This is a genomic window from Methylobacterium hispanicum, from assembly GCF_022179285.1.
GTDB lineage: Bacteria > Pseudomonadota > Alphaproteobacteria > Rhizobiales > Beijerinckiaceae > Methylobacterium > Methylobacterium hispanicum.
This window is the reverse complement of the sequence record NZ_BPQO01000043.1, coordinates 1-15,690: the sequence shown is the minus strand read 5'-3', so window position 1 is coordinate 15,690 and position 15,690 is coordinate 1. Positions and strand designations below refer to the sequence as shown.

13 protein-coding genes are annotated in these 15,690 nt (G+C 71.5%); 6 read left to right on the top strand and 7 right to left on the bottom strand.

Annotated features, from left to right (window positions below; translation table 11 throughout):
* Positions 1 to 30 precede the first annotated feature (30 nt).
* Positions 31 to 753, bottom strand: a complete 723-nt coding sequence (locus tag MFF56_RS29520; RefSeq protein ID WP_066921326.1) for an SDR family oxidoreductase — start codon at positions 751 to 753, stop codon at positions 31 to 33.
* A gap of 107 nt (positions 754 to 860) precedes the next feature.
* Here MFF56_RS29520 and MFF56_RS29515 point away from each other — a divergent pair, with 107 nt between their 5' ends.
* Positions 861 to 1,832, top strand: coding sequence for a LysR family transcriptional regulator (locus MFF56_RS29515; protein ID WP_066921328.1), 972 nt, complete (start codon positions 861 to 863; stop codon positions 1,830 to 1,832).
* 55 nt (positions 1,833 to 1,887) lie between these two features.
* On the opposite strand, the gene MFF56_RS29510 is transcribed toward MFF56_RS29515, so the two are convergent.
* A complete protein-coding gene (locus MFF56_RS29510; RefSeq protein ID WP_066921330.1) occupies positions 1,888 to 2,133 on the bottom strand; it encodes a hypothetical protein in 246 nt (81 codons plus the stop codon).
* A 238-nt stretch (positions 2,134 to 2,371) separates the two neighbouring features.
* Here MFF56_RS29510 and MFF56_RS29505 point away from each other — a divergent pair, with 238 nt between their 5' ends.
* The 4 genes from MFF56_RS29505 to MFF56_RS29490 all read left to right on the top strand — a co-directional run bounded on the left by MFF56_RS29505 (position 2,372) and on the right by MFF56_RS29490 (position 7,179).
* Positions 2,372 to 3,895 carry a sensor domain-containing diguanylate cyclase gene (locus MFF56_RS29505; protein WP_066921332.1) on the top strand — a complete coding sequence of 508 codons (1,524 nt, stop codon included), beginning with the start codon at positions 2,372 to 2,374 and terminating at the stop codon, positions 3,893 to 3,895.
* Between the two features lie 135 nt (positions 3,896 to 4,030).
* Positions 4,031 to 6,256 carry a CHASE3 domain-containing protein gene (locus MFF56_RS29500; protein WP_238231979.1) on the top strand — a complete coding sequence of 742 codons (2,226 nt, stop codon included), beginning with the start codon at positions 4,031 to 4,033 and terminating at the stop codon, positions 6,254 to 6,256.
* Between the two features lie 336 nt (positions 6,257 to 6,592).
* Positions 6,593 to 6,784: a hypothetical protein gene (locus MFF56_RS29495; RefSeq protein ID WP_066921336.1), complete on the top strand. Its 192-nt coding sequence runs from the start codon at positions 6,593 to 6,595 to the stop codon at positions 6,782 to 6,784.
* Positions 6,785 to 6,816: 32 nt separating this feature from the next.
* On the top strand, positions 6,817 to 7,179 hold the full coding sequence (locus tag MFF56_RS29490; RefSeq protein ID WP_197430540.1) for a response regulator: 363 nt from the start codon (positions 6,817 to 6,819) through the stop codon (positions 7,177 to 7,179).
* Positions 7,180 to 7,184: 5 nt separating this feature from the next.
* Here the strand turns inward: MFF56_RS29490 and MFF56_RS29485 are convergent, their stop codons facing one another.
* The 4 genes from MFF56_RS29485 to MFF56_RS29470 all read right to left on the bottom strand — a co-directional run bounded on the left by MFF56_RS29485 (position 7,185) and on the right by MFF56_RS29470 (position 12,248).
* On the bottom strand, positions 7,185 to 7,421 hold the full coding sequence (locus tag MFF56_RS29485; protein ID WP_066921340.1) for a hypothetical protein: 237 nt from the start codon (positions 7,419 to 7,421) through the stop codon (positions 7,185 to 7,187).
* A gap of 235 nt (positions 7,422 to 7,656) precedes the next feature.
* Positions 7,657 to 8,667 (bottom strand): HWE histidine kinase domain-containing protein, encoded by a 1,011-nt coding sequence (locus tag MFF56_RS29480; RefSeq protein WP_066921342.1) that lies wholly within the window; start codon positions 8,665 to 8,667, stop codon positions 7,657 to 7,659.
* A 217-nt stretch (positions 8,668 to 8,884) separates the two neighbouring features.
* Entirely contained in the window at positions 8,885 to 9,148 is a 264-nt protein-coding gene (locus MFF56_RS29475; RefSeq protein WP_066921344.1) for a hypothetical protein, read from the bottom strand.
* Positions 9,149 to 9,236: 88 nt separating this feature from the next.
* Positions 9,237 to 12,248 (bottom strand): PAS domain S-box protein, encoded by a 3,012-nt coding sequence (locus tag MFF56_RS29470; RefSeq protein ID WP_066921345.1) that lies wholly within the window; start codon positions 12,246 to 12,248, stop codon positions 9,237 to 9,239.
* Positions 12,249 to 12,581: 333 nt separating this feature from the next.
* On the opposite strand from MFF56_RS29470, the gene MFF56_RS29465 reads away from it, so the two are divergent.
* Positions 12,582 to 15,041, top strand: a complete 2,460-nt coding sequence (locus tag MFF56_RS29465; RefSeq protein ID WP_238231978.1) for a PAS domain-containing protein — start codon at positions 12,582 to 12,584, stop codon at positions 15,039 to 15,041.
* Between the two features lie 57 nt (positions 15,042 to 15,098).
* Here MFF56_RS29465 and MFF56_RS29460 read toward each other — a convergent pair.
* Positions 15,099 to 15,690: response regulator (locus MFF56_RS29460; protein WP_238231976.1), on the bottom strand; the 592-nt coding region annotated here is incomplete at its 5' end.

The window sequence follows — 15,690 nt, the reverse complement described above, 5'->3', positions numbered from 1 at the left end:
TGCGGGGGAGGTGGGTTCAGGTCCGGGCGATCAGACGAGGCGTGCGCCGCCGTCGACGTGCAGGGTCTCGCCGTTCATGAAGCCGTTGCTCATCAGGAAGACGACCGCCGCACCCGCCTCCTCGGCCGTGCCGAGGCGCCGCTGCGGCAGCTTCTCGGTCAGCGCGGCGACGTAGGCGTCGCGATGGGCACCGAGCGTGCGGGCGAGGAGCGGCGTATCGGTGGTGCCGGGTGACAGGGTGTTGACCCGCACCGGTGCCAGTTCGAGCGCGAGGCCGCGGGCGAGCGCCTCCATCGCGGCCGAGGCGGCGGCCAGCACGGCGGTACCTTGTGCCGAGGGGCGATCCGCCAGGGCGCCGGAGATGAAGGTGACGGAGCCATCCCGGGCCAACCGGTCGCCGAGGGCGCGCAGGGTGTGGACGGCGGCCCAGATGCGCTCGTCGAACGCCCGCTTCAGGTAGTCGACCTCGGCCTCCAGCACCTTGCCGGCCACAAAGGTGCCGGCGAGCAGGACGAGGTGGTCGACGTGGGGGATGTCGGCAAGCGCCGCCGCTATGGTCTCGGGCCGGGTCACGTCGGCGGCGCGCCAGCCAGCGAAGCCGTTCTCCGCCGCGACACGCTCGGCGCCCTCAGCGTTGAAGCCGACCACGATGACCGAGGCTCCCGCCGCCTTGGCCTGCCGGGCCGCGGCGAGGCCGATGCCGGAGGTGCCGCCAAAGACGACGACGGTGCGGTCCTGGAGGGTGCTGATCATGACGCTGTGCCTTCTCATCCGGCGTCGCTGCGGCGCCTGTGAAAAGGAGAATGGCTCGTTGTCGTCGCCTTGATAATCAGGCCGGCTTTCGCTTCAATAATGCCGCTATGGAACAGATCGGCCTCGACCGCCTCACCGGCATCATCGCCTTCGCGCGCTCCGCCTCACTCGGCAGCTACACCGCCGCGGCCCGCTCGCTCGGCATCTCGCCCTCGGCGGTCAGCAAGAGCGTCCAGCGGCTGGAAGCGCGGCTGGGCATCAGCCTGTTCACCCGCACCACGCGCTCGTTGACCCTGACGCCGGAGGGCCGCGACCTGCACGAGCGGGCGCTCCGCCTCCTGCGCGAGGCCGAGGAGATCGAGCAGGCCGCCGTGGCCGCCCGCTCCGAGCCGGCCGGCACCCTGAAGGTGACGGCGCCGTTCCCGGTCGGCGTGCACCTGCTCGCTCCGGCCCTGCCGCGCTTCCGCGAGCGCTACCCGAACCTGTCCGTCGACCTGCGCCTGGGCGACCGCTTCGCCGACCTGATCGAGGAGGGCATCGACATCGCCATCCGCGTGGGCGACCTGGCGGATTCCCGCCTCGTCTCGCGTCGCCTCGCGCCGCACCGGCTCTGCGCCTTCGCCGCGCCGGACTATCTCGCACGTCGGGGCACGCCGGAGCATCCGGACGAGCTCGTCCGCCACGACTGCGTGAACTTCCGCTTCCAGAGCACGGGCCAGGCCCTGCGCTGGCCATTCCGGATCGGCGGTCGGGTCGTGGAGATCACACCGGACGCCGGGATCGTGACGGACTTCAGCGACGCGGTGGCGGCCATCCTGGTGGCCGGCGGCGGCATCGGCATCTCGCCGACCTACATCGCCGCCCCGTACGTCGCCCGCGGCGCGCTGGTGCCGGTCCTGCGCGAGTTCGCGGTCGAGCGCTCGGTCGTGACGGCGCTGTGGCCGGAGAGCCGGCGCGGCAATCCGAACGTGAAGGCGTTCCTGGCCTTCCTCGGCGAGGTGTTCCCGTCGCCCGCCCCATGGGACGCACTGATCGCGGGCGCCGGTCTCTCCGCGTATGACGACCCCGCGAAGGCGTGAGTTTCGCCGCGCCGACGGTGCGGGACGACCTGCCTGTGCAGCGCCCGGGGGCCGTTCAGGCCGAGAGGCGGCGCGTGTTGTCGGCCACCAGCTCACGGTAGCGGGTGATGACCTGGCCGTGGGTGCCCCCGGCCATCAAGGTGTTGGCCGCCTCCATCGCGGCCACGACCTTCTCGGAGACCATCGACACCATCTCGGCCTGCGCCTCCGCCCCGCCCCACGCGATCCGCACCAGCCGCAACTCGATGACCCTTTGCGCCTCAACGGCGAGCAGGAACGCGGCGTAGAACGGGTTGAGCATCGGGGTCTCCGGTCGGGACAGCGGGACGTATAACGCCACCGGCGCGGCCCAGGTCCCGGCGGACGGCTACGCAGGTCCGCCCGCCCGGGCGCTCCCATCGACGAGGATCCAACCTATGACCTCAACGCGGCGTTAGGCACGACGACGTCGAGGGCCCGTCAGGAGGCGTGTTCGAAATGACCGGTTAGGCCTCGGGCCCCAGAAACCAAGCAGCGACAACGCTTGGGGGAACCCGCCGATGGTCCTGCCGCGCCGCCTGCCGCGCGTCTTCCGCTCCGGCCGCAACTGGGTCGCGCTCAGCGTCCTGGCGCCCCTGGGCATGCTGGCCATGTGCGGGCTGATGCTGCTCGACCTGCGCCACGACGCCTGGGACAAGGCCGAGCAGACCTCACGCAACCTCCTGCAGGTCGTCGAGCGCGACATCGCCCGCAACATCGAGATCATCGACCTGTCGCTGCAGGCGGTGGCCGACAACCTGCGCGCGCCCGAGACCTTGGCGGCGAGCGCGCGGGCGCGCCAGATGATCCTGTTCGACCGTGCCGCGACCGCGAGGGACCTGGGCGTCATGCTCGTCCTCGACGAGAACGGCGACAGCGTCCTCGACGCCTCCGCGCTGCCAGCGCGCAAGGTCAACAACGCCGACCGCGACTACTTCCAGGCGCACAAGACCCATCCGGACCTGGGTCTGCACATCAGCAAGCCCGTGGTCTCTCGCCTGACCGGCGCGCCCATCGTCGTGCTCAGCCGTCGCATCGACAAGCCGGACGGCTCCTTCGGCGGCGTGGTGCTCGGCAGCCTCAAGCTCAGCTATTTCAGCCGGCTCTTCGACCGGATCGGCCTCGGGCGGGACGGCGCGATCAACCTCTACCTGCGCGAGGGTACCCGCATCGTGCGCCACCCCTACGTCGCCGCCGACATCGGCGTGAACATCGCCGGCACGCCCAACTTCGACCGGTTCGTGCGCGAGGGGAACGGCGTCTTCGTCGGCACCTCGGTCCGCGACGGGGTCGAGCGGCACTACGCCTTCACCCAGGTTGGCACGTTTCCACTCGTCCTCAACGTCGCCCTCGCAACCCGCGAGATCGAGGCTGCGTGGCGCGTGAAGGCCCTCGGCATCGCCGCGGTGGTCCTGGTCCTGTGCGGCCTGACCATCGCGCTGTCGCTGCTGTTCGGTCGGGAGCTGCGCCGCCGCGCGGAGATGCACGCCGAGATGGCGCGGCTTTCGCGAACCGACGCGCTGACCGGCCTGGCGAACCGCCGTCGCTTCGAGCATGCCCTCTCCCGGGCGAGCGAGGACGCACGGCGGACGGGCAAGCCGCTCGCGCTGCTCGTCGTCGATGCCGACCATTTCAAGCGCTACAACGACAGCTACGGCCACGACGTCGGCGACGAGGTGCTGCGGGGGCTGGCCCGCTGCCTCTCCGCGAGCGTGCACCGGCCCGGCGACCTCGCCTGCCGCGTCGGCGGCGAGGAGTTCGCGTTGCTGCTGCCCGGCACCGACGAGCACGGCGCCGTGAGCGTCGCGCGGGAGGTGCATGACCAGGTCTCGCGGCTCGCTGTGCCCTCCGCCGGCATCGGCGCGGGAGCGGTGACCGTGAGCATCGGCGTGGCGGCCGCTTCTGGCAACCGGACGGGCGCCGCGCAGGATCTCTACCGCCGGGCTGATGCGGCCCTCTACGAGGCCAAGGCCGGCGGCCGCAACCAGACGAGGGCCGCGGTCCCGGTCGATGCGAGCGGCGGACGTGGCAAAGTCGCCGCCTGACGTCTCCGTCGACGCGCGGCCTCAACAATCCCGCAATCGCATGCCAGCACATTCTGAATTGGATGCGAACGCGCGAGGGGCCTCGCCCCCTGGCGGCCGAGCTACCGACCACCGCGACCCGCAGACCAAACCTCGATGACCCGCTACCTCGTCTCGCGCGCCAACCTGCTGGTCTTCGGCGTGCTCGTGGCCATCCTGGCGCTGGTCGGGGCGGTGACCTGGGAGCGCCTGAACGCCTCCCGCGTCGCCCGCGAGTGGTCGCAGCACAGCTACCGCGTGCTCGGCACGACCAAGGACCTCGCCATCGCCCTGCGCGACGCCGAGCGCGGCCAGCGGGGCTACGTGCTGACCGGGCGGGACGAGTACCTGGGCCCCTACGATGCCGCCCGCGACCGCATCGGCGTCCTGCAAGGCGAGTTGCAGAAGCTCACCGCCGACAACGCCGTCCAGCAAGACCGCATTCGGGCCCTGGCACCCGTCGTCCAGCACAAGCTGGAGGAACTCGCCCAGTCGGTCCAGGCGCGCCGCGACGGCGGGCTTGAGGCGGCCTTGCGCATCGTCAACACCGATACAGGCCGCAACGACATGCGCGAGGCCGAGGCCGTGGTCGCGTCGGTCCTGGCCGACGAGCAGCGCCTGCTCGACGAGCGCCTCGCCCAGAACGACACCCGCGCCTATTTGGTGCGCTGGCTCGTCATCGGCGGCTCGGCGCTGGCGGTTCTCACCTTGCTCTGGGCGGCGCGCCTCCTGAACCAGGCGTGGTCGCGCTCCTACCGGACCGAGGCCGAGCAGCGCGCCCTGGCGCTCCGCCTGCGCACCACGCTCGACAGCCTCAGCCAGGGCGTGGCGGTGTTCGGACCCGACCGCAGGCTCGCGAATTGGAACGAGTGCTTCCAGGTGCTGCTCGACCTGCCCAAGGCCATGCTGCGGCCGGCCACGACCTACGGCGCCTTCGTCGAGCACACGGCGGAACCTGGCCGGCCCGCCCTTGAGACCGAGGACCAGATCCGGCACGGCAGCCGGAATCCCCGCGAGGCCATCACCTACGAGCGCCGCGGTACGGACGGGCATCACCTGGAGATCCGCCGCACCCCGATGCCGGACGGCGGCTTCGTCCTGACCGTCTCCGATATGACCAAGCGCGCCCAGGCCGAGGGCGTGCTGCGCGAGGCGCAGAAGATGCAGGCCATCGGCCAGTTGACCGGGGGCATCGCGCACGACTTCAACAACCTGCTCCAGGTCATCCTCGGGAACCTGGAGTTCGTGCGCGCCAAGCTGACCGACGACGCCCGGCTGCAGCAGCGCATCGAGCGCGCGGCCTGGGCGGCGCAGCGCGGCGCCACGCTCACCGGCCAGCTCCTCGCCTTCGCCCGCAAGCAGCCGCTGGCGCCCGCCGCTATCGACCTCGCCGCCACCATGCCGGACCTCATCCCGCTGCTGCGGCGGACGCTCGGCGAGCACATCGAGGTCCGCTACGTCGAGACCGCGGGGCTGTGGCCGGCGATGGCCGACCCGGCGCAACTGGAGAGCGCGGTCCTGAACCTCGCGCTGAACGCCCGCGACGCCATGCCGGGCGGCGGGCGCCTGACCATCGAGCTCGGCAACACGGTGCTGGACCACGAGTACGCGCGCCACCATGCCGAGGTGACGCCGGGCGACTACGCCATGGTGGCGGTCTCCGATACCGGGCACGGCATGACGCCGGAGGTGCTGGCGCGCGTCTTCGAGCCGTTCTTCACGACCAAACCGGACGGCAAGGGAACGGGCCTGGGTCTCGCGATGGTGTTCGGCTTCGTCAAGCAGTCGGGCGGGCACGTGAAGATCTACTCGGAGCCCGGCGAGGGCACGACGGTGAAGCTCTACCTGCCGCGCGCTGTCGGCGCGGTGGCGGCGCAGGTTCGCACCGGTGCGCCGGTCGATCTTCCGCGCGGCTCGGCGACCGTGCTGGTGGTCGAGGACGAGGCGGCGGTGCGCGAGATCGCCTGCGCGATCCTGGCCGACCTGGGCTACCGGGTGCTGGAGGCCGCGGATGGCGAGGAGGCGCTACGGGTCTTCGGCGCGAACGCGGCCGCCGTCGACCTGCTGCTCACCGACGTGGTGCTTCCAGGCAAGGTCCGCGGTCGCGAACTCTCCGAGCGCATCCGGGCGCTGCGACCCGAAGTGAAGGTCGTCTACATGTCGGGCTACACCGAGAACTCAATCGTGCATCACGGTCGGCTCGACGACGGGGTTCGGCTCATCGGCAAGCCGTTCAAGCGCGAGCAGCTCGCCCTCAAAGTCGCCGACGCGCTCGGGATCCCGGCGGCACCTGCCGCCCACGACGGAAACGTCGTCGCCCTGCGTTCCAAGCGCGATGCCTGATCCGCGGACGGAGGATACGGACGGAGGCATTCGAACCAAAGGTCCGTAGCCCGCCCGGGCGAAGGCGAGTCGGCCTTCGCGCCCGCTGGCCGGTTCCGCCTCTGCGGTCGAACCGGCCGTCACCAGAGGCCTCGCGACTGCCTCCATTTACATGATGCCGTCCTGACAAAGGGGTCGTAACGCCGCGATGTGCTTTGCGTCGCGTCGCCGAGATCGGCGCCCCTCCGTGCCAGCCGCGCTGAAACCAATCTTGCCCACGGCAATTGGTGGAGACAAACCGTCACACGCGAACGAGGCCAGGGTCGGCGGGAGACGCGTCGCCCGGAGCGGACATCCATGCGCCAGTGCCAGATGCGGCATCCCTTCTGGTCCTCGGCTACCCAGGATCCCTGCCTGCTCGGTGTCGGGCACGGGCTGGAAGAAGCTTACGACGACTTTCTCCGGGACAGTATGCCCGAGGATTGGAAAGGTTTGATCGCTCAACTCGCCGAGCGTGTCGACGCCGCTGAGCGGGAAACGGAGGATTGATGCATAATGCAGTATCGAAGCGGGCGGCCCTCGTGGTCGACGGGGACGCGGCAGTTCGAGACCGGGCCGAGACGCTCCTTGGGGAAACCGATTTTGACGTGGTCGTCTGCGCCAACGGGGCGGCGGCCGTTGATGCACTGCGAGAGGGCGGCAAGGATTTCGTGTTGCTGTTGACGACTGCGACGCTGGCGGGTGAGATCGGTGGGCACCGCCTCGCGCGGCAAGCCGGTGAGTTCAGGCCGGGCATCCGGGTGGTGATGAGCACCGGCACGCCTGAGACGTGCCGGGCCCGGATGCCGGACGCGGCCGTCTGCACGCGCAGCCCCTGGCTACCGCTCGACGTTCTCGTCCAGGCCCATGCCGCCATGCGGGAGCCGCGCGGGCCGGTCGCCTGAACGGGTTAGTCCGGGACGAGCGGCACCCGCAGGGCGGGCCCGACCTCTACCGGGTCGCCGAGCACCCGGCGCGCGGAGGCGAGCTTCTGGAGCGTCTGCCGGTCGCTGCCGCCCAGCTTGGCGGCCTCCTCCATGCGGCGCAGGCGCTCTACCATCCGATCCACCGCCGCATTGGGAGCGTCCGCGTCCTCGGCAAGGGCCTGGACCAGCCCTGCCGTCGCGTCGTCGAGCTTCTCTGTCATCAGCCTTCACCGGTTCGGGGGCGCCGCCCACCGGGCGGCGACGGGACCGTCACTGCCGGGGCACACCGCAACCCGCGATGAACGCGGTCCGCCCGGCGGTCGCAGCTCCACCCCGGAACATGCGTCGATGCCGGTTGCACGCGACCCTCGCGGTCGGCGGAAATGCGTCCGCAACCAACCGCGGCGCAAAGCTAAGCCGGCCCGGCTCCCTTCAATGTCGCGCGACGCCTCGTACTCATGGGCGTGACGCGGGCAACGGCATCCGAACGGAGACCCGCAACCCGTCCGGGGCAAAGGCGACGTCAACCTCCGCTCCGGTCTGGGCGGCCAGGACCTTGTTCAGGAGCCGGTGGCCGAAGCCCTCGCGCGTCGGGTGCGCGGCGGGCGGGCCGTCGTGCTCATGCCAGTCCCAGCGCAGGCCGCGACCTGCCGCGCCTTCCTCCACCCACCATGCCACATGGAGCCGTCCGTTCGGGTCCGCCAGCGACCCGTGCCGCAGGGCGTTGGTGGTGAGTTCGTGCAGGGCCATGCCGACCGGCACCGCGAGTTCGGAGGGCAGCACGACCCTCGGGCCCTCCAGCGCCAGGCGCCCGCGCTCGTCGTAAGGGTCGAGCTCGGCCCGCAAGAGTCCCTCGAAGGACGCGACCTGGGCGAGGTCCTCGGTGATCAGCGCGTGCGTGCGGGCGAGCGACGCGATCCGGCCCGAGAAGGCGCGGGTGAGCTCGGCAAGCGGGAGACCGGAGCGGGCGGTGGCGTTGAACACGGCCTGGACGGTCGCCAAGGTATTCTTCACCCGGTGGTGCAGCTCGCGCACCATCATGGCCTGCCGGTCCTCGCCGGCGCGGCGCTCGGTGATGTCGCGCTGGGCCGACACCCAATGCGAGATGCGCCCGTCGGCCTCGTGCACCGGGGTGATCAGCCACTCAACGACGTAAGTCGAGCCGTCCTTGCGATAGTTCACCGCCTCACCCTGGAAGCGCTCGCCGGCCTCCAAGGCGGCGCGCATGCGGTCGAGCACGGCGCGCTCGGTGCCGGGCCCCTGCAGCAGGCGCGGCGTCCGGCCGACGACCTCGTGCGCCGCGTAGCCTGTCATGATGGTGAAGGCCGGATTGGCGTACTCGATGCGCGGCCCGGGCTCGTCGAGCTCGGCAGAGGTGATCAGGATGCCCTCGCCGGAAGCCTCGACCGCGGCGCGCAGCAGCCTGAGGTCGGCCTTTCCCGCACACGTCTCCTCTGGTTCGGCCAACCCGCTTCCTCCAGGACCATCCGTACTCAACCGGCCCGATAGGTCGTTGCACGCCCGCATCCGAGCGCATGCTGCTTAACCGGCAACCGTCTCGCGGGTTGCCGCGTCTCGCGGCCCAGGCTGCGCCACAGCGCCTCCAAGAGCAGCATCGTTCACCCCGATGGTCCACGGCCCGGAAGCCGGACGTTTCCGGGTCGCCTGGCGAGGTTCGGGGGACCTACTGGAACAGGCGCGCGATCTCGCCGTGCCGGCGCTTCAGGTGCAGTTCGATCAGTTCGAACAGGCCGCCTCGGTTGCGGGTGCGGCGCTCCGGCAGGTCGAGCTCGCGGAGCAAGGCATCCATCGCGGCCCGGCGCGCCCGATAGCCGTCGAAGTCGGCTAGGTAGGCGTCCACGACGCGCTCCGCCCGGATGATGGTGCCGGGCTTGTAGGTGGCCGCGAGCGCCAGGATCGAGCGCACCGTTTCGTCGAGTTGGTCCATGACGGAGGAAGCGCCCGGCCGCTCGGCAGGGTTCCGCTCCCCGCGCCGTACCCCGAGGCTTGCATCGGGACCGAAGACGGCCAGGTGCTCAAGCCGCCGCCTCGGCCCCGGCCTCCTGCATCGAGGCGAGCGGCGCCTCCAGGCGGCAGGTGAGGCCGGTCGGCGCGTAGGTCAGCCTGACCTCGCCGCCGACCTCGGCGGTGAAGCTGCGCTCGATCAACCGCGAGCCAAAGCCGCGGCGCGCGGGCTGGGTCAGGATCGGCGGCCCGCCCTGCTCGGACCAGGTCAGGCAGAAGCGCGGCGCCTCACCCTCGTGCACCACGTGCCAGCGCAGGTCGACGACCCCGCCCTCGTTCGAGAGCGCCCCGTACTTGGCCGCGTTGGTGGCGAGCTCGTGCAGCGCCAGCGCGAGGGAGAGGGCGGCCTTGGCCGAGAGCAGCACGTTCGGCCCGCTGGCACGGATGCGGCTCGCCGCGGTGCCGCGATGGACGGCGAGCGCGCCCTCGACCACCTCCGCGATGGGCGCCTGCGTCCAGCTCGACCGGGTCAGGATGTCGTGCGCCCGCCCGAGCGAGATCAGGCGCGCGGAGAACGCCTCGCGCGCCGCCGCCGGGTCCGCGAGGTCGCGGAACGTCTGGCCCGCGATGGCCTGGACGAGCGCGAGCGTGTTCTTGACCCGGTGCTGTAACTCGCCCGTGAGCAGGCGCTGGTGCTCCTCGGCCCGCCTGCGCTCGCTGATGTCCAGCATCGCGCCGATCATCCGAACCGCCTGGCCCCGCGCGTCGCGGATGACGTAGCCGCGGTCGAGGATGTCGGCGTAGGAGCCGTCCGCCCGCAGGAATCGGTACTCGTCCGTCCAAGCCGTCCCGGTCCCGTCGATGACAGCGTGGATGGATCGGTCGATACGGGCGCGGTCGTCCGGGTGGATGTGGGTGATCCACCAGTCGCCGGTCGGCTCGACCGCGTCCGGCGCGTGACCGTGGGCGACCTGCAGCGCCTCGTTCCAGAGGACGTGGTTCGTGGCCAGGTTCCAGTCCCAGATCGCGTCGTTGGTCGCGCGCGAGGCCAGGCGGTAGCGCTCCTCGGTCTCGCGCAGGGCCTGCTCGGCAAGCACGCCCTCGGTGACGTCGCGCGCGAAGCCGATGAGGCGCACCGGCCGCCCACCCTCGAACAGGGTCCGGCCCATGGCGTAAACCCAGCGTTCGACGCCGTCCTCCGGCGCCACCGTGCGGTAGGTGATGTCGTAGATGCCCGTCCCGGCCGGGTCGACGGCGGCGGCCACGGCCTGGTCCGCCCGTTCGCGGTCGTCCGGGTGCACGCGGGTCAGGTGCACGGCGAGGTCGACGGGGGCATCCGGGGTGAGGCCGTAGAGGGAACGGACGCGGGCGTCCCACCTCAGTTCGTCCGAGACGAGATCGTAGTCGAACACGCCGGTCCCGGTCGCCTCGACCGCGAGGCGCAGTTGCTCGCGCGCCTTCCTCAGGTCTTCCTCGGCCTGGCGGCGGTCGTGGATGTCGCTGTCGCTCCCCAGCCAGCCGACCACGGTGCCGCCGGCGTCGCGCATCGGCTCTGCCCGGATCAGGAACCAGCGGTACGCGCCGTCGTGGCGGCGCAGGCGCGCCTCCGTGTCGTAGACGGTCTCGTCGGTGCGGGCCCGCTCCCACGCGACCTGGAGGCCGGGCAGGTCGTCGGGGTGGATGACGTCGGCCCAGCCGAGCGGCAGCGCCTGGTCGGGCGTCTGGCCCGTGTAGGCGTACCAGCGGTCGTTCAGGTAGCTGAGCCCGCCGTCCGGGTTGCCGAACCAGACGATGGACGGGGCGAGCTCGGTCAGCGTCTCGAAGCGTGCCTCCGCCACCTTGCGCTCGTGGATGTCGATGGTCGTGCCGATCCAGCTCGTCAGAACCCCCGCCTCGTCCCGGACCGGGTGCGCGCGGGACAGGAACCAGCGGTACGCGCCGTCGGCCCGGCGCAGGGGGAACTCGACCTCGTAGGGCCGCTCGCTCGCGGCCGCGGCGAGCCAGGCCGCGCGGGTCGCCTCGCGGTGGTCGGGATGGATGACGCCCATCCAGCTCGCCTCGCCGGTCTCGCCGCGCGGCAGGCCGGTGTAGTCGTACCAGTAGGCGTTGCAGTAGGTGACGTTGCCCGCCTTGTCGCCGAACCAGACGACCTGGGGGCTGACCTCGACGAGCGAGCGGTAGCGCAGCTCGCTCGCCTCCAGCGCCGCCTCCTGGGCGCGCCGCTCGGTGCGGTCGCGCAGGATCTTGAGGAAGCCGACGAGTTCGCCGCCCTCCGTCCGCAGCGGCATCATCTCGCCCGATGCCCAGAAGCGGCCGCCGTCCTTGCGCAAGTGCCAGCGCTCGTCGTCCGCCCGGCCGCGTTCAATGGCGAGGCGCATCTCGACCTCCGGCCGTTCCGCCGCGCGGTCCTCGGGCGTGAAGAAGGCATGTACCGGCTCGCCCAGCATCTCGGCCTCGGACCAGCCCAGGATGAACTCGGCGCCGGCGTTCCAGCGGGTGACGCGGCCCTGGGGGTCGGTCGCGACGATGGCGTAGTCGGCGGCGCTGTCGAGGATGCGCTCGTGCAGCAGCCGCTGCTCGGCCTGCTCGCGCAGCGCGCGGCGCAGCTCCATCTGGCCCATTGCCTGGCGGGCGAGCCGCGCGAGGCCCCGACGCTGCCGGTCGCTGAGCTCGCGCGGCTTCGTGTCGAGCACACAGACGGTGCCGACCGGCCGGCCCTCGGCCGTCTTCAGCAGGGCTCCGGCGTAGAAGCGCAGGCCAGGCTCGCCGGTCACGAGCGGATTGCCCTCGAAGCGCGGGTCGCGCGTGGCGTCTGGGATGTAGAGGAAGTCCTCCTGCAGGATGGCGTGCCCGCAGAAGGAGGTGTCGAGCGGGGTCTCGCGCACGCCCAGCCCGACCTCGGCCTTGAAGAACTGGCGCCCGTCGCCGACGAGGTTGACCACCGCGATGGGGGTCTCGCACAGCTCGGCGGCGGCCTCCGCGATCTCGTCGAAGTCGCGCTCGCGCGGCGTATCGAGCAGGCGGTAGCCGTCGAGGGCACGAAGCCGGGCGGCCTCGGTGTCGCTGGTGCAGGCGCGATCCATGGCAAAGGTAGGCGCGGGAGAGGGGTCCGGTTCCACTGGAAGTGGATTCCAACGGCGTAGGCAAGGCTTGGCGGCCCCTTTGCAGATGGGCCAACGGCACACCGGGACGGCGCGCACGCCCCGGAACCTGGACCGCGACGCTGCACGAGGCGGCAACCGGATCGCGCCGCGCCAGTTACCGAGTACCTCATGGAGTTGACGCCGCCGCCATGTCCGGACGGAAGCCCCGTTTCCCGAAGCGTCTGCCGGAGGCGTTCGGCCGGCCTGCGGCCAAGGCCGGGCCGGTCGGCCGCCCGAGGTGCGCACACGCCGGCGAGCGGGGCAGCGGACGTCGTGGCTGACCTGTTCCCGTTCCTGCCGCCCGGCGGCGAGACCAGCGCGGAGATCCGCGCGCGCGACTGGTCGGCCACCTCCCTCGGGCCGTCCGAACACTGGCCGCAGGCGTTGCGCAACGCGCTCTCCCTGATGCTAGCCTACCCCACGGCGATGTTCCTGGCCTGGGGGCCGGACCTGCTCTGCTTCTACAACGACGCCTACCGGCCGATCCTGGGGTACCGTCTCGACACGGCCCTCGGGCGCCCGTTCCGCGAGGTCTGGGCGAGCATCTGGGGCGACATCGGTCCCCTGGTCGACGCCACGCTCGTGGGCGAGAGCCAGACACTCACCGACGTGATGCTCGACCTCTCCCGCACGGGCCAGCCCGAGCGGAGCTGGTGGTCCTTCACCTACTCGCCGGTCCGCGACGATGCCGGCTCGGTCGCCGGCCTGTTCTGCGTCACCGCCGAGACCACCGACCGGGTGCTCGGCGAGGCGCGTTTGCGCGAGAGCGAGGACCACTTCCGGCATACGGTCGAGCTCAACCCGCAGGTGCCCTGGACCTGCGACCCGAGCGGCAACATCACCTCCTACTCGAAGCGATGGCTCGAACTGACCGGCCAGGCCTCGGGCGAACCGGACGGGGCTGGTTGGGCCAAGGCCCTGCACCCCGAAGACGTGCCGTGGACGATGACGGTCTTCGCGGCCTCACTCTCGTCCGGCGAGCCCGTCGACGTCGACTACCGTATCCGCGTGGCCGCCACCGGCGAGTACCGTTGGATGCGGGCCCGGGCGCGTCCGCGGCGGGACGGGACCGGGGCCATCCTCCGCTGGTACGGCGTCGTCGAGGACGTGCACGACCGCAAGCTGGCCGAGGCGCGGCTGCGCGAGGTCAACGAGACTCTGGAGCGGCGCGTCGAGGCGGCGCTGGCCCAGCGCAAGCTCTGGGCCGACGTGTTCGAGACGACCGACGCGCTCGTCGCCGCCCTCGACCCCGATTACCGGCTGCTTGCCGTCAACCGCGCCTACGCGGACGAGTTCGAGGACATCTACGGCGTCCGTCCGGAGGTCGGTGATGGTCTTCTCGACCTCTTGGCGAGCAATCCGGAGCACCGGGATGCCGCGAGGGCCGTGTGGTCCCGGGCGTTGGCCGGCGAGGAGTTCACGGCCATCGGCGAGTTCGGCGACCCGACGCGGCGTCGGCCTTCTTACGAGTTGAAGTTCACGGCCTTGAGGGGCCCCTCGGGCGAGCGGGTCGGCGCCTTCCAGTACGCCCAGAACATCACCGGCAGGCTTCGAGACCAGGAGCGGCTCGCCCGCGCCGAGGAGGCGCTGCGGCACGCCCAGAAGATGGAGGCGGTCGGCCAGCTCACGGGCGGCGTGGCCCATGACTTCAACAACCTGCTGACCATCATCCGCTCGTCGGTCGAGTTCCTGCGCCGGCCCAACCTCGCCGAGGAGCGGCGCACCCGTTACCTGGAGGCGGTCTCGGACACCGTCGACCGCGCCGCCCGGCTGACGAGCCAGCTCCTCGCCTTCGCCCGGCGCCAGCCGCTCAAGCCGGAGGTGTTCGACCTTCGCGAGCGCCTGCGCGGCGTGGCCGACATGCTGAACGCGGTGACCGGCGTACGCATCCGCCTCGCCGTCGAGGTACCGGACGGGTCCTGCCACGTGCGGGCGGACCCCGGCCAGTTCGAGACGGCGCTGATCAACCTCGCTGTCAACGCCCGCGACGCGATGGACGGCGAGGGTCGGCTGACCTTACGTCTCGTCTGCGGCGGACCGCTGCCGAGCATCCGCGGCCACGCCGGCGCGCCCGGCCCGTTCACCGCGGTCTCGGTCAGCGACGAGGGCGCGGGTATCCCGCCCGGCGTGCTCGACCGGATCTTCGAGCCCTTCTTTACGACGAAGGAGACCGGCAAGGGCACCGGGCTCGGCCTCTCCCAGGTCATCGGCTTCGCCAAGCAGTCCGGCGGCGACGTCGAGGTGGCGAGCGAGGTCGGGCGCGGCACGACGTTCACAATGTACCTGCCGCACGTGGACCCTCCCGCCGGGGCCAACGACGCCGGATCGCCCGGGGCGGAGGCCGAGGACGACGAGCGCGGCCTGTGCGTGCTGGTGGTGGAGGATAACCTCGACGTCGGGCGCTTCTGCACGCAGCTCCTGGAGGATCTCGGCCACGGCACCGTCTGGGCACACAACGCCGAGGCGGCCCTCGCCGAGGTGGAACGGACGCCGTCCCGCTTCGACGCGGTCTTCTCGGACGTGGTCATGCCGGGCATCGGCGGGGTCGCGCTGGCGCAGCGCCTGCGGACCAACCATCCCGGGCTGCCGGTGATCTTGACCACGGGCTACAGCGATGCCCTGGCCCGGGACGACGCCCACGGCTTCGAGCTGGTGCGCAAGCCCTACTCGGCGGAGCAGGTCGCCCGCGCCCTGCGCGGCGTCGTCGCCCGGCATCGCCACGCCTCGGCCTGAAAGGCGGTACCGGTCGCGCCGAAGCCCGGCAGCGTCCGGGGAACCGGTGCCTGCCGGTCAGGACGGAGCGGCCTCGGCGCGATGCGGCTGTTGCCGGCGACGCGCCGCCGACCGCAGGGCGGCGTCCAACTGATGGGCCGAGTAGGGCTTCCGCACCAGGTCGAAGCTCTCGGCGTCGTCCGGCGCCGGCACGTGGCTGTAACCGGACGTGAGGATGACTGGCAACTCGGGATGCAGGGCCCGTAGGCGCCTGGCGAGTTCGAGCCCGCCCATGCCCGGCATCACCACATCCGAGAACACGGCGTCGAAGCGGAAGGGGACGGCCTCGATCTCGGCCAGGGCGGCCTCCGCCGAGGGGACGAGGAGCGAGCCGTGCCCGAGGTCGCGCAAGACCTGCGTGCAGAAGCGACCGACCTCGACGTTGTCCTCGACGACCAGGACGCACAGGCCGGCAGGGTCGGAATCCTCGTCGTCCCGGACCGCCGCATCCTCGGTCTCAACGACCGGCCGCTCGGCCTGCGGGAGGTAGAGCGTGAAGGTCGTCCCGCGCCCGACGACGCTGGCCACGTCGATGTCCCCGCCCGACTGCTTGGCGAAGCCAATGACCTGGGAAAGGCCGAGCCCCGTCCCCTTGCCGACGGCCTTGGTG